The organism is Cedecea neteri (assembly GCF_000758325.1).
GTDB classification, from domain to species: Bacteria; Pseudomonadota; Gammaproteobacteria; order Enterobacterales; family Enterobacteriaceae; genus Cedecea; species Cedecea neteri_B.
In genome coordinates, this window is record NZ_CP009459.1 from 3,302,628 (window position 1) to 3,315,543 (window position 12,916).

12 protein-coding genes and 2 pseudogenes are annotated in these 12,916 nt (G+C 56.7%); 5 read left to right on the forward strand and 9 right to left on the reverse strand.

Annotated elements, in window-relative coordinates; translation table 11 throughout:
- Positions 1 to 211: 211 nt before the first annotated feature.
- The 3 genes from lysM to LH86_RS22170 all read left to right on the forward strand — a co-directional run bounded on the left by lysM (position 212) and on the right by LH86_RS22170 (position 1,774).
- On the forward strand, positions 212 to 658 hold the full coding sequence (gene lysM, locus LH86_RS15495) for a peptidoglycan-binding protein LysM (protein ID WP_008461492.1): 447 nt from the start codon (positions 212 to 214) through the stop codon (positions 656 to 658).
- Positions 659 to 789: 131 nt separating this feature from the next.
- On the forward strand, positions 790 to 1,518 hold the full coding sequence (locus LH86_RS15500) for a YnfC family lipoprotein (RefSeq protein WP_039303056.1): 729 nt from the start codon (positions 790 to 792) through the stop codon (positions 1,516 to 1,518).
- An 82-nt stretch (positions 1,519 to 1,600) separates the two neighbouring features.
- Complete coding sequence (locus LH86_RS22170) at positions 1,601 to 1,774, forward strand: GhoT/OrtT family toxin (RefSeq protein WP_008461495.1); 174 nt, start codon at positions 1,601 to 1,603, stop codon at positions 1,772 to 1,774.
- Between the two features lie 11 nt (positions 1,775 to 1,785).
- On the opposite strand, the pseudogene LH86_RS23035 reads toward LH86_RS22170, so the two are convergent.
- Positions 1,786 to 2,205 (reverse strand): annotated as a pseudogene (locus LH86_RS23035) (nickel/cobalt transporter); the annotation flags it as partial.
- 117 nt (positions 2,206 to 2,322) lie between these two features.
- Positions 2,323 to 2,769 (reverse strand): annotated as a pseudogene (locus LH86_RS23040) (nickel/cobalt transporter); the annotation flags it as partial.
- 151 nt (positions 2,770 to 2,920) lie between these two features.
- Here LH86_RS23040 and LH86_RS15510 point away from each other — a divergent pair.
- Entirely contained in the window at positions 2,921 to 4,549 is a 1,629-nt protein-coding gene (locus tag LH86_RS15510; RefSeq protein ID WP_039303059.1) for a dipeptide ABC transporter ATP-binding protein, read from the forward strand.
- Here the strand turns inward: LH86_RS15510 and LH86_RS15515 are convergent, their stop codons facing one another.
- The 7 genes from LH86_RS15515 to LH86_RS15545 are packed head-to-tail and all read right to left on the reverse strand — an operon-like array spanning position 4,550 to position 11,983.
- Positions 4,550 to 5,365, reverse strand: coding sequence for a sulfurtransferase (locus LH86_RS15515; protein WP_039303061.1), 816 nt, complete (start codon positions 5,363 to 5,365; stop codon positions 4,550 to 4,552).
- Entirely contained in the window at positions 5,355 to 6,350 is a 996-nt protein-coding gene (locus LH86_RS15520; protein WP_039303064.1) for an ornithine cyclodeaminase family protein, read from the reverse strand. Before LH86_RS15520 ends, LH86_RS15515 begins: the two co-directional genes overlap by 11 nt.
- Positions 6,351 to 6,352: 2 nt before the next feature.
- A complete protein-coding gene (locus LH86_RS15525) occupies positions 6,353 to 7,351 on the reverse strand; it encodes a 1-aminocyclopropane-1-carboxylate deaminase/D-cysteine desulfhydrase (RefSeq protein ID WP_039303068.1) in 999 nt (332 codons plus the stop codon).
- A gap of 36 nt (positions 7,352 to 7,387) precedes the next feature.
- Positions 7,388 to 8,722 (reverse strand): M20 family metallopeptidase, encoded by a 1,335-nt coding sequence (locus LH86_RS15530; RefSeq protein WP_039303071.1) that lies wholly within the window; start codon positions 8,720 to 8,722, stop codon positions 7,388 to 7,390.
- A complete protein-coding gene (locus LH86_RS15535) occupies positions 8,719 to 9,633 on the reverse strand; it encodes an ABC transporter permease (RefSeq protein WP_039303074.1) in 915 nt (304 codons plus the stop codon). Before LH86_RS15535 ends, LH86_RS15530 begins: the two co-directional genes overlap by 4 nt.
- A complete protein-coding gene (locus tag LH86_RS15540; RefSeq protein WP_039303076.1) occupies positions 9,633 to 10,493 on the reverse strand; it encodes an ABC transporter permease in 861 nt (286 codons plus the stop codon). The genes LH86_RS15535 and LH86_RS15540 overlap by 1 nt, the downstream gene beginning before the upstream one ends.
- A complete protein-coding gene (locus tag LH86_RS15545) occupies positions 10,490 to 11,983 on the reverse strand; it encodes an ABC transporter substrate-binding protein (protein ID WP_039293428.1) in 1,494 nt (497 codons plus the stop codon). Before LH86_RS15545 ends, LH86_RS15540 begins: the two co-directional genes overlap by 4 nt.
- 184 nt (positions 11,984 to 12,167) lie before the next feature.
- Between LH86_RS15545 and LH86_RS15550 the strand changes: the two genes are divergently transcribed.
- A complete protein-coding gene (locus LH86_RS15550; RefSeq protein ID WP_039303079.1) occupies positions 12,168 to 12,824 on the forward strand; it encodes a GntR family transcriptional regulator in 657 nt (218 codons plus the stop codon).
- Positions 12,825 to 12,916: the final 92 nt, after the last annotated feature.

A 12,916-nucleotide genomic window follows, 5' to 3' on the forward strand; every position in this document is an offset into this window, starting at 1 on the left:
TCAACCTTATCAATATCATTAGGTTTTATAAAAAAATCAATTGCCATCACAAAGGCCATCTCCTGGTTAACACCATTCGGTTAAGCAACCTGCTTTTAGCTTGCTTCATCTCACATCATAAAAAATACCCCGTGCATGATGATAAACACCGAGCTGGCGGTTTTTGCTTCTTTTGCCAGGCTTACAGGGACCAGTAAACGGAGAAAAGACCATGGGATTATTTGATTTTGTCAAAGACGCGGGCGCCAAACTTTGGGACTCGCTGAAGGGGAACGAAGGCGAGCAGGGCAGCAAACTTGAGGAACATTTGAAAAACAGCGGCATTCCTGGCGCTGACAAAGTGAATGTCACGGTAGAAAACGGCAAAGCGGTGATCTCCGGCGGAGATGGGCTGACCCAAGCGCTGAAAGAAAAAATTCAGGTCGCGGTGGGTAACGTGGCCGGTATCAGCAGCGTTGAAAATAATATTCAGGCGACGGATGCTGCGCAGGAAGCCACTTACTATACGGTGAAATCGGGTGACACGCTGAGCGCCATTTCTAAACATGTCTATGGCGATGCCAACAAGTACAACACCATCTTTGAAGCGAATAAACCGATGCTAAGCCACCCGGATAAAATTTACCCCGGACAAGTACTGATTATTCCTAAGCTGTAAGTGCCCTAAAAACCCACTTCGGTGGGTTTTGTTTGGTGGATCGCGTAAAGTGTCACGTTAAACCTCAGAATTAATCTGTTTATTTTCTGCTATTTGCCGACGAGGTGTTGGCCTGCTTTCAAGGATGATATATGACGTTAACAAGAGCCGCACTGCTGGCTATTCCGCTCCTTTTCTGTTCTTTCTCTTATGCTCAGACGGCAAGAAATCCGGTTATCGCCAACCTGGCGACGATGTTTGATTTCAATGCGCCGGCTGGCAACGTGCGCGAAATGCATACCGTGATGAAGCATCCTTCTGGCGAAATAAATTATGAAAACCGGCTGAGCGTGGACCGCGATGGATGCGTTTCCAGCCTCGATATAAGAGACTCGGCGCAAAAAATGGTGCTGCAGCTTCACCGCGAAGGTAACTCGCTGCTGGGGACTCAAAACGGCAAACCGTTATTCCTCAGGCTCGATGAAAAATGTCTGGTGAAAAAGAGGAAAGATGAGTTGGGGGAAGTGAAATATGCCTACTGGCCTGGCGGGCTGCTGAAGGATATTTTTTTCATGCCGGGCGGGCAGCGTATCGCTCATCATGAATACGACGCTAACGGTCTCCCTCGTCAGGTCGATTTTTACCTGAATGACAAAGTAGCTTCGCAAACCAAAGTCATCTACGAGGACGCGGAGCGCCGCCCGTTTGACTACAAACTGGTGACTGAAACGATGAGAACGCCGTTTCTGACGGCAGAAAGCCACTGCCGTTACGACGAACACTTATCGCCCATCGCCTGCGACATCACGCTGGTGACCGGCATCGGAAAAACGCAGCAAACTCAGCGGCAGCAGGTGACGACGGAAGTCAGCTATTACTGAGTAAATAAAGTTTCTAAACTTGATCTGCGTCATAAAAAAGAGCATATTCTGCAAAAATTTTTAACAAGTAGTAATGTCTTGTATGACGCTTTATCAACACATGCTGGTTTTTTACGCCGTAATGGCGTTAATCTGCGCCGGGATCACCTGGCTGCTCGCCAAAGACTCCAAACGCATTAAGCTCCTTTGCTCGGTGCTGATTGGCGCCACCTGGCCGATGAGTTTCCCGGTCGCGCTGCTGTTCTCCCTGTTCTAACCCGTTCTGCGTTAACAGCCCGCCGCGATAAAGTCGCCGTTGGCGCTAACGGGAATCGTGGTGATAAACAGCACCACGGCAAAAAGCACGATCAGCAAGCCACCAATCACTTTCAGCCCGGTAGCGATAATGCGAACCTGAGCGGGCGTGCGTGAAAGCCAGAGTTTGCCCACAGAGTCGCGGGTGCGGGTGACCAGCACGGACAGCCCGAGAATCGACAGGGCGGTGCCGAACGCCATGGTCATCACCGCGGCTATTCCCCAGCTAATAAACCCTAGCGCATTTGAAAACACCAAAATCATGATGGCCCCGCTGCAGGGGCGAGCGCCAATCGCCAGAATGACGCCCAGGTGCGTGAGCCAGTTTCCGTGCCGGCCATCATAGCCAACGCCGTGGTTGTGCCCGCAGCCGCACCGATCATCGTGTGAATGATGATTCAGCGTTGGTGCATCACTGCTTATCGGCGTGAAGGATTTCATCCTGAGCGGCGCTTGCTGTCGCAGCGCTTTCAGCACAATAAAAATCCCGAAACAACCAATCAGCACCGCGCTTATTTTCTCTACATACCAGCGGCTTTCGCTGAGATCCCCACTGGACAAATTAAGCGCAATCGCCAGCACAAAGACAAATACGATGGCGATCACGCCCTGCATCAGGCTGCCGAGAAACGGCACTACTCGTCCGGCGAGAGGCGTTTCCTGGTTGGTGCTGAGATAGGTTGTGACGATAAATTTGCCGTGCCCAGGACCAATGGCGTGAAGTACGCCGTAAAAGAAGCTGCCGACCAGCAGCCAGACGCCGCCGCTGTACTGATGGTTGTTGATTTGCAGTAAGTAGAAGACCAGGTAGCGATGCAGGCTGATCTGCATACTCAGGCACCATTGAATAAAGGCGCTCCAGTGATGGCTGATAAACACCAGCGCCAGCGCGCTTAGCAGCAAGGCCACAAGGCCTGCGGGCAGCGCCCAGCGGCGGGGAAGAGTTTGGGTTGTCATGGCGGCAATCACATCAGGTCAGTATGACGAAAGTATAAATAACGCCGGAGAGTAAGGCCAAATGAATAAGCTATCAGCAAATCATCTTGTCGCACCGGGGCAGATATTATAGTCTCAAAAATCACGCTGTTAGCGCCCGTCTGGAATCCGTATGACCGTTCAAAATCCGCTGTTAACCGTTAATTCGCTTTGCATCAGTACACTGGAAGGCAAACCTCTGGTGAAGGACGCTTCATTCAGCGTTGCACGCAGGGAGATTGTTGCGCTGGTAGGCGAATCAGGCTCAGGGAAAACCTTAACCTCTCTGGCTGTGATGGGGCTACTTCCGGGTGCCGTGCGGCAAACGGGCGGTGACGTGACGTTTGACGGGCAGGTTGTTTCGGCACAGGGAAAAGCTTATCCGCGCGAGCTTCGCGGGCAGCAAATCGCCACGATTTTTCAGGAGCCGATGAGCAGCATGAACCCGGTGCTGAAAGTGGGGGAACAAATCGCGGAAGTGCTGGTTCGCCACCAAAAACTCAGCTGGAAGCAGGCACACCGTGAGGCGGTCGCGCTGCTGGACAGGGTCGGGATTGTGAACCCGGAGCAGCGGGCAAAACAGTATATTCACCAGCTTTCCGGCGGCATGCGTCAGCGCGTGATGATTGCCAGCGCCATTAGCTGCAAACCCGCGCTGCTGATTGCCGACGAACCCACCACCGCGCTGGACGTCACTATTCAGGCTCAAATCCTTGCTTTGCTACAGGAACTGCAGCAGGAAATGGCGATGGGCATTCTGTTTATTACCCACGACTTAAGCGTGGTCGCCCGCTATGCAGACCGTGCCTGCGTGCTGTATCAGGGCAACATTGTTGAGCAGGGCGATGTGCCAACGCTGCTGACCGCGCCGCAGGCCGACTACACCCGTCGGCTCATTGCCGCTTCTCAGCCGGAGCCCCAGCCCACCCGGCGCAAAGACATTACCCGTTCGCCGCTGGTGCAGCTGTCGCAGCTCACCAAAAGCTATCCGCAGGCGCATGCGCTGCCGTTTTTCCCGGCCAGTCGCCAGACCGTGCTTAAGCCAACCAGTCTCGAAATTGAGCGAGGCGAGATCGTCGGGCTAATCGGCGAGTCCGGCTCGGGCAAAACGACGCTCGGCAGGGCGGCCATTGGCTTAATTCCGGCCGACAGCGGCACCATTATTTTTGATGGTCTGGACGTTCGCCGCGCCAGCCGTGAGCAGCAGCAGGGGATGCGCCGTCGGGCGCAGATTATTTTCCAGGATCCCTACGCCAGTCTGGATCCCAAAATGCCGGTGGGTGAGCAAATTGCCGAACCGCTGCGGGTGCATAAATTGAGGCCGGTGGGGGAAGTTCAAAGCCGCGTCCGCGAATTGCTGGAGCTGGTTGGCCTGGATGCCTCGGCAGCAAATCGTCTACCGTCGGCGTTCTCCGGCGGGCAGCGTCAGCGCATTGCCATTGCCCGCGCGCTGGCGCTTGAACCCGAACTGCTGGTGGCCGACGAAGCCGTTTCAGCGCTCGATCTCTCCGTGCGGGGGCAGATCCTCGCCTTGCTCGCCGATCTGCGTGACCGCCTGGGGCTGACCGTGCTGTTTATCAGCCACGACCTTGGCGCCGTGCGTCAGGCGTGCGACAGAGTGGTGGTGCTTTATCGCGGTGAAATTGTGGAGACCGGTGCCACAAAACAGGTGCTGGACAAGCCACAGCATGAATATACCCGGCAGCTGATTGCCGCCGCGCCGGATATTCAGCAGGCGCTGAAGCTGCGGAAGGCGGGGTGATTACTCCCCGCTGACCAGCGGTAATTCCCGGTGGCTTGCCCACTCGTGCCAGGAGCCGACGTAAACGGCTACGTCCTGGTAACCTGCAAGTTTGAGCGCCACCAGAACCGTGGCGGCGCGAGCCCCCCGGTGGCACCAGGTTATTACTCTTTTTGACGGCGTAAATCCGGCTTCGGCGGCGAGGCGCGCCAGTTCTGCAGCAGATTTGAAACGGCCATGCTCGACTACATCCTCCCAGAACAACAGTTTTGACCCCGGAATACGTCCCGCTCGCGCACAGCATTCGTGCACAAAGCTGCCGTCATATTCCGTTGGCCTGCGGGCATCCAGAAGTAGGATTGATGCCGGATCGGCGTCAATCGTTTCGGCGCGGGTGGCGGCCAGCTGGGGCATGGCCGGTTGACATTCAGGGGCTTCGGCGTCAGAAATAATCGCCGAAGGGCCTGTCCCCGGTGCTATTTTCCCTCCGGCATCTGCCCAGGCTTCTACCCCGCCGTCCAGAATCAGTCCTTCTGCACCCAAAGCAAACCACAAGAACCACAGGCCACGCGGAGATCGCATCCCCACGGTTTGCTCGAAGAACACCGGCGTAGCCCCGTTCTCGATGGCAAGCTGTTGCCAGGCATGAACAAACGCTCCAGCCATCGCAGCGTAGCCTTTCGGGGTAGAGTCAGACACAAAATAGTCGTAGACGTTAAGGCTTAGCGCGCCGGGCAGGGAGCCTGTTTGCCAGGCTTCTCGTTCCCGGACATCGATTAGCGCAAAAGTCTCGCCGTTCTCGATTCGTTTTAGCAAATCGGGAGCGTTAATCAGCATCGGCGGTCTCCCAGCCAAAAGGCAGGTTGCTGCCTTTGCCCTGTTCGGCCGCAGCGCTTAGAACGCGGGCGGCAAGGGCGATATCAAACACGTTGAGGCCGAAAGAAGAAAAGTAAACCTTGTCCGTTTCCGCAGGACGCCAGCCATCGACCAGCAAATGCGTTAAATCTGCGGAGACGTTTTGCTCATCGAAAAGCCCGGCGCGGTACATCTGAAACAGGCTTTTAGCGCTGGTCAGCTTGAAGTCTCCCCAGAGATCGACCACCACTTTGTCTGCGGCGGCAATCGTCTCAAAAGCCACTTCGTGATAGCCGATTTGCAACACCAGGGTTCCGGCCCGCCAGATGCCAGGGCGCAAAAACGGCTCGCTGGCGCTGGTGCAGGTAATCAGCGCGTCCCAGTGCTGGCGCAGCGCATCGCTTAGGGTTTCAAACTGGGTGACTGGCCAGGGGAGTTCGTCGGCATGGCTGAGCATATCGGCGAGAGGCTCCGGCGTTTTGTTCCAGCAGTAGACCATGTCCAGGTCGGGAAAATGTGCGGTCAGCATTTCGAGATGAGCGCGGGCCTGCACGCCTGCGCCCAGTAATAAAATACGTGAAGGGCGACGGGGAGCCGCCAGCTTCAAGGCGAGGGCAGACACGGCGGCGGTTCGCGTCGCGGTCAGGCTGCCGCTTTCCACCAGGCCTATCGGCAAGCCGTTGTCCGCGCGATTAACCAGCGTGGTGGCCATCGCCTGCGGATAGCCGTCGTTGGCGCGAGGGCGATGCGCCGTCCACTTTACGCCCGTCGCATTGAACCGTCCGCCGACCCTGGCCGGGAGAGCGTAAACCTTCCCCAGCGGCGTCTCGAGGTTGACGTGGGTTTCGGCGGGCATCGCTGCCTCGCCGCGCCTCAGCAGTCGTACGGTGTCCTCGATATCCTGCAGAGCCTGTAGCGGGTCGTTCCCCCCAAGGTCGGCCACCTGCTGACGGTTCACTATCTGCATGATCAGTGCTCCAGAAGTTTTTGAGCGAACGGGTAAAGCGCCGGTGAGCCCCCACAGTGCATGAACACCACGCTGCTGCCGGCGGCAATACGGCCTTCTTTCGCGAGGGTGATTAAACCGTGCATCGCTTTACCAGTGTAAACCGGATCCAGCAGCACGCCTTCCTGCTGCGCGACCTGATAAATCGCCTCGATGCCACCGTCAGAAGGCACGCCGTAGGCGCTGCCAACAAAACCGTCTTCGATCAGGATGTCCTGCGGCTGCCAGGTTTGATCCCAGTCGAGCAGGCGAGCGCAGTCGTCGGCCATGGCGGAGATTCGGGTCTGGAACCAGTCGGCTTTGGCGCTGACGCTGACGCCAATAATTTGCGTTTTCGGCCAGTAGCGACGGGCCCCGACATACAGCCCGGCCAGCGTGCCGCCGGAGCCAGTGGGGGCGATAATGACGTCCGGGGCAGATTCACCCGCGGCACGAAGCTGGGCATCCATCTCTTCAACGGCGCGAACATAGCCCAGCGCTCCCAGCGCCGTGGCTCCGCCCAGGGGAATGATCATCGGCTTTTCGCCGCGTGCCGTAGCTGCATCGGCATGTGCCTGCATCGCGCCTTCGATTTGAGTGAAATAGCCTTCCGGGTCGAGGAACTGCAGCTCCGCCCCAAACAGTTTGTCCAGCAGGAGATTCCCCTGATAAGTTTGTGGCTCATCGCCGCGCAGAACCAGCACCGGTTTCATGCCAAATTTACGGGCGGCCGCGGCGACCATCCGCGCGTGGTTAGACTGGTGGCCGCCGGTGGTTATCACCACTTTTACTCCTTCGCGGCAGGCTTCGGCCATCAGGTATTCCAGTTTGCGGACTTTGTTGCCGCCGCCGCCAAAACCGCTGTAGTCGTCGCGCTTAATCTTTACGTTTAGGCCAAGCGTTTCGCTCAGGCGGGGTAAAGATTCCAACGGCGTGGGGAAGAATCCGAGCGTAACACGTTCAAAATCATTGACGTTTTTCATGCATTATCCTGTCTGGTTCCCGGGTGCTGGCCGTATTTAAAAGGCAAGTAGCCAGTCATTAAGCGATTGTTGGTAGCGTTGTAAGCCCCTGAGCGTGACGAATTCGTTCACGCCGTGGGCATTGCCGCCGTAGCCCAGGCCGCCGATCAGGAAGGCTGGAGCCACAGGGGCGAAGGCGTAGGCCGGGGCGCAGCCTGGCGCCCAGGGCCAGATTTGCGGTTTTGCCTGCCGCTGGTGATAGCTCGCCATCAGCTCAAGCACGCCAGCGTCATCAATGCTGAAGCGGTAGCCGGGGTAGCTGTCCCCCGGCTCAAGCACGGCTCCGGCAAGTGCGGGGCTGGCAAGCTGCTCTTTCATGCGCTGCATCAGGCGTTCGGCATCGACGACTGGCGGTGTTCTTAGCACCAGGTCAGCGAAGGCTTCTGGAGGGATCACGCCCTGAGCGCCGCGCGGCAGGCTGGCTATCTCCGACACGCTAAGCACCGCGCTGCCCAGCAGGTATGCCAGATTGCTGAAACTGTCGCCGCTGATGGCGTATTTTTCGCTGCGGCGGAAGGTCAGTTCGTCCGCCAGGTTAAATTCCCGCGCGAGGTCGTCCAGTATTGAGCTGGCTTCTTCATCCAGCTCGCCCGTTTCGAGCACGCCGTTGGCGTGAGGCGGGGCAAGAGTGCTTAATGCCTGCACCAGCCGCCAGACCGGGTTATCAATCCATGCGGCATTGCTGGCGTGGATCGCCGCTTTCGGGCCACCCCAGCTGCCGCCTTTGACCACCAGACGACCACCGCTGCGGCCGGTGAAGCCCAGATAAATGCGCGGCGCACCGCCGCCGTATTCGCACAGGGAAGGGAAAAGCACCGCTTCTGCCGGGACAACCGGGCAAGGCTGCCGGGCGAGGTAGCGGCGCAGGTTGCCGCTGCCAATCTCTTCTTCGCCTTCCAGCAGGATCTCAATGTTGGTATGCAGGCGGCCAGAGTGATAGAGGTCGCGCACCACCATCAGCATGCCCGCCAGCGGGCCTTTGTTGTTTTCCGCGCCGCGAGAAATAAACACATCGCCTTTATCCGACCAGTGTTTGAGGCCGCCCACGAACGGGTCGACTTCCCAGCCATCTTCTTCGGCGGGCATCACGTCGTACATGTTGTAGAGCACAAGGGTTCGCGGTGAACCGATATCAATGCGCACATGCACCAGCGGGGGAGCATCGTCCTGAAGCTGCTGGCTGACCGGATACAGCACTTCGGCGTCAGTTTCTTCAACCAGCCAACGCTCAAGCCACTGCGCCAGGTCGCGCTGCTGATCGATATTGCCCGCCACGCTGCGGAAAGGCGTCATCTGGTGCAGGAGATCCAGCGTTGCATCAAGAGATTTCATAGCCGGATCCTCGGGTTCAGTACCACGTACAGCAAATCAATGATTAGGTTCACCACCACAAACACCAGCGCGGCTAGCAGGACAATCGCCTGCACCAGCGGGAAGTCACGGTTTTGAATGGCCTGCACCGCAAGACGACCAATGCCGGGCCAGGCAAAAATAATTTCGGTGACCAGCGCGCCGCCCAGCAGGGAAGCAAAATACATTCCCTGCACGGTGACCACCGGGATCAGCGCATTACGCAGGCCGTGGCGAATCAGAATGCGCCACGAACTCAGCCCCTTGGCCTGCGCCGTGCGGATGTAATCCTGAGCCAGCACGTCGATCAGGCTGGCTCTCACCAGGCGCGCAATGGCGCTCATGTAATAGGCCCCAAGGCTAATGGCGGGCATGATCAAATGGCTGAAGGTGCCGTAGCCGCTGGAGGGCAGCCAGCGCAGATGCAGGCTGAACCAGATAATCATCAACAGGCCCAGCCAGAATACCGGCACGGCCTGGCCGCTAAAGGCAAACAGGCGGGCGAGTAAGTCCCAAACGCTGTTGCGCCAGACCGCGCTCACCAGGCCAAGCAGCAGGCCGACTACGGTGCTCCACGCCAGGGCAGAAACGGCCAGCAGTAGCGTGGCAGGCACGCGCTGGGCGATAAGCTCGGTTACCGGCTGGTCATAGCGCAGGGACAGGCCAAGATCGCCGTGCAACAGGCCGTTCAGGTAATGGCCGTATTGCCAGAGCAGCGGTCGGTCAAACCCCATTGCGTGGCGGAAGTTGTCTATTTCTTGCTGGGAAGAGCCGGGCGGCATCATCACCGCAGCCGGGTCACCGGTCAGGTGCAGGCTGTAAAAAATCAGCAGCGAGACGCCAAACATCACCAGCACGGCCTGCGCGAAGCGGGAAAGAATGTAGCGCAGCATCAGTCGAGCCTCGTGTGGGTTTTGCGCAGCAGGCTGTCGCCGAGCAGGTTACAGCCGATGACCAGCGCCGCAATAATCAGCCCCGGCCACAGCACCAGCCATTCCGCCAGCAGCATGTAGGAACGCCCCTCGCCAATCAGGTTACCGAGCGTAGGCGTTGGCGGCTGGATCCCCATCCCGAGAAAGCCAATGGAGGCTTCAAGCACAATCAGTCTTGGAATATCCAGCGTCAGCAGCACAACCAGCGGCGTGGCGAGGTTAGGCAAAATATGCCGCAGCAGAATACGCGGCGTGGAAAAGCCCATGGCGCGGACGGCTTCGATATATTCCAGCTCGCGCAGTTCAAGCGTTTTGGCGCGCGCCACGCGGGCGTAAATCGCCCAACTGGTCACGCCCATGATCAGAATAATGTTTTCCAGTGAGGTGCCGAACAGCGCCATCACCAGCAAAATCAGCAGAATAAACGGCACCGCCAGCTGGATGTCCATCAGGCGCATGATAACGGCATCGAGCCAGCCGCCAACGTAGCCTGCCAGCATGCCCAGCAGGGTGCCGATAACGGCGGCAATTGCCGCCGCCAGTAACACCACCATCAGGGAAAGGCGGGTGCCCGCCAGGATCCTTGACAGCAAATCGCGCCCGAGCTGATCGGTACCGAGCCAGTGCATCCCGCTTGCCGTTTCGCTGCCCGGCGGCAGGAAGGTATCCGCCAGGTTGTTGGTTAACGGGTCGGGCAAGGGCAGCCAAGGGGCCACCAGTGCCAGCAGGATCACGATGCCAAGCAATAAGCCCCCCAGCGCCCCGTCACCTGAAATCAGGCGTCTAGGGCGGCGGGTCAGGGCGCGTCCGGGAAAAATCATTTCAGCCTCAAATCATACAGCGGGATACGGGCGTCGGCGCGTCCGGTAAAGTTCAGGCTGTCGCTGTTGGCATACAGAGAATCCTCGCGGTAGAGCGGGATCAGCGGCTGCTCTTTGGCGACAACTTTCTGGATGTCCTGCAGGATAACTTCACGCTTCTTCGCATCTACCGTTGAGCGGCTGGCGTTCAGCAGCTTATCCAGTTCAGGGTTGCTGACCGTGGAGTACGGCTCGCCGGAGTGCAGGATAGGGTACAGCGCGGCATCGGCATCCAGGGTCTGGGTTGAGCCCCAAGCCAGCATGTACATTTCTGCCTGTTTACCGGAAGCCACCTGCTGGGTATAGACGGACCACTCAGGCACTTCAAGCTGCGCCTTCACGCCGATGGCCGCTAAGTCCTGCACAATCGCCTGGGCCACTTCGGCGCTGGCGATATAGCGACGCGGCGCCTGGAATTTCAGCGTGAAGCCGTCCGGGTAACCCGCTTCCTTAAGTAAGGCTTTTGCTTTGGCGATGTCCTGCTCAGGGGCCGGAACATTGAGGTAGCCAAAATCCTTCGCACCAGCCATGGTGCCGGTTGGCGTGCCAAAGCCGTGCAGGAGTTGGGTGGTATAGGCTTGACGATTCAGCGCCAGCGACAGCGCCTGGCGAACCCGCGCATCACTTAAAGGTTTCTCACCATTCTTCAGGCCGAGGTAAATGGTCAATCCGCCGCCTTTCACCTGCTCGAGATGAATACCTGGCTTGTTTTTAAGCGTCGAAACAAGATCGGCAGGGACGCTGTCAACCAGCTGTACTTCACCTGTTAACAGGGCAGTAATACGGGCAGTTGCTTCGGGGATTGGACGCCAGGTCACCTGGTCAATTGTGGGTTTTCCACGCCAATAATGTGGATTAGCCTGCATAACGACACGTTCATCTGGTATAAATTCTTTTAATGTATATGCTCCACTACCAATAGGTTTTCGTGCAAATTCCGCAGCACCGACTTTACTTACATAGGCAGGCGGCACGATATAGGTCGGATAACGGCTCATACGGGTCGGTAACAGCGGGTCAGGGCCGTCGGTGTGAATGCGAACTTGATAGTCGCCTGTGACCTCTACCGACTTAATGGTGCGGATGTAAGAAATGGTCGGAGCGTGGTTGGCCGGGTCAAGAATACGGTCGATAGAGAATTTCACAGCCGCGGCGTTAACAGGTTCACCGTTGGTGAAAGTAACGCCGGGGCGTAAGTCGAATTGCCAGGTCGTGTCATCCAGCGCTTTCCAGGATGTTGCAAGGCCCGGTTGAAGCTGCATGTTTTTATCACGCAGGACCAGCGTATCGAAAATATTGTCCACCAGGGTGGCGGCTTCTTTAAGAAAACCGGGATCCATCGCGGTGGCGGAAGCAGGTTGGGCTATAACTAATTCACTTGCGTAGCTAAAGGGGGTTACCAGGCTAATTAATACAGCCAGAGTTGCGAGTTTACGGCCAGATGCTTTCATTGTAGTCAATCCCTATACGTTACCGTCTAAATTATTGACGGATATCGAATGTTTCGTCAGGTTAATTCGCATGGTGGTATAAATTTGTGGTAAGAGTACATGATATATCCTATATACTCCATTGATGACAAGCCAGTTATTAAACTGCAAATACAAAGTAGTTATTTTGCTATAGGAAATAAACATGCTTGACTTAGAAAAAGCGCAAAGAATGAGTTTAACCATGCAAGTAGAGGGCAGGTTAAAGAGTGCGTTGATCGTGGGAACCTTAAAACCCGGCGCAAGATTAGTGACCAAAGAGATTGCAGAGCAGCTTGGCACCAGCATTACGCCGGTGCGTGAAGCGCTTTTGCGTCTTGTTTCTTCTGGCGCGCTGGACGCGACGCCGGCGCAGGCTTTTTTGGTGCCTGAAATTTCTCTGGGGCGCTACCACGAAATTACAACCATCCGTAAAAATCTGGAGGGTATGGCGGTAGAGCAGGCGGCACGTTATATGGATAAAACAAAACTCGCCCGTCTGCAGCAGCTTTGTAATGCGTTTCTTGAAGCGAAGCATGTCAGCGTTGAGGCTGCGCTGCAGGCCAATCGGGAGTTTCGTTTCCAGCTGTTTGAGTACGCAGAGATGCCAACGCTCACCGTGTTAATTGAGCAGCTTTGGGTGCGCATTGGGCCATGCTTTAATTATCTCTACCCGCAGTCGGAAGAAATGACGCAGGGGCACCATAATTATGACGATCTGCTGGAAGCATTGGCTGAAAAAGATGAAAAGCGCAGCGTGAAGGCAATTCATAAAGCGATAGACGATGGGGCAGATATTTTGCGCCGACAGTACTTTGGTTAAAGACTAAACATCTTTAATTTATTAACGCATAGCAAATAAATGGCCTTTTGTCTTACTCTGGATGTGGTCAGAGCCAACAAAAGGCCATTATT

Bases quoted from the DNA above. Each gene is read 5' to 3' on its own strand.
- lysM (WP_008461492.1), top strand. From the start codon at position 212: ATGGGATTATTTGATTTTGTCAAAGACGCGGGCGCCAAACTTTGGGAC.
- LH86_RS15500 (WP_039303056.1), top strand. From the start codon at position 790: ATGACGTTAACAAGAGCCGCACTGCTGGCTATTCCGCTCCTTTTCTGT.
- LH86_RS22170 (WP_008461495.1), top strand. From the start codon at position 1,601: ATGACGCTTTATCAACACATGCTGGTTTTTTACGCCGTAATGGCGTTA.
- LH86_RS15510 (WP_039303059.1), top strand. From the start codon at position 2,921: ATGACCGTTCAAAATCCGCTGTTAACCGTTAATTCGCTTTGCATCAGT.
- LH86_RS15515 (WP_039303061.1), bottom strand. From the start codon at position 5,365: ATGCTGATTAACGCTCCCGATTTGCTAAAACGAATCGAGAACGGCGAG.
- LH86_RS15520 (WP_039303064.1), bottom strand. From the start codon at position 6,350: ATGCAGATAGTGAACCGTCAGCAGGTGGCCGACCTTGGGGGGAACGAC.
- LH86_RS15525 (WP_039303068.1), bottom strand. From the start codon at position 7,351: ATGAAAAACGTCAATGATTTTGAACGTGTTACGCTCGGATTCTTCCCC.
- LH86_RS15530 (WP_039303071.1), bottom strand. From the start codon at position 8,722: ATGAAATCTCTTGATGCAACGCTGGATCTCCTGCACCAGATGACGCCT.
- LH86_RS15535 (WP_039303074.1), bottom strand. From the start codon at position 9,633: ATGCTGCGCTACATTCTTTCCCGCTTCGCGCAGGCCGTGCTGGTGATG.
- LH86_RS15540 (WP_039303076.1), bottom strand. From the start codon at position 10,493: ATGATTTTTCCCGGACGCGCCCTGACCCGCCGCCCTAGACGCCTGATT.
- LH86_RS15545 (WP_039293428.1), bottom strand. From the start codon at position 11,983: ATGAAAGCATCTGGCCGTAAACTCGCAACTCTGGCTGTATTAATTAGC.
- LH86_RS15550 (WP_039303079.1), top strand. From the start codon at position 12,168: ATGCTTGACTTAGAAAAAGCGCAAAGAATGAGTTTAACCATGCAAGTA.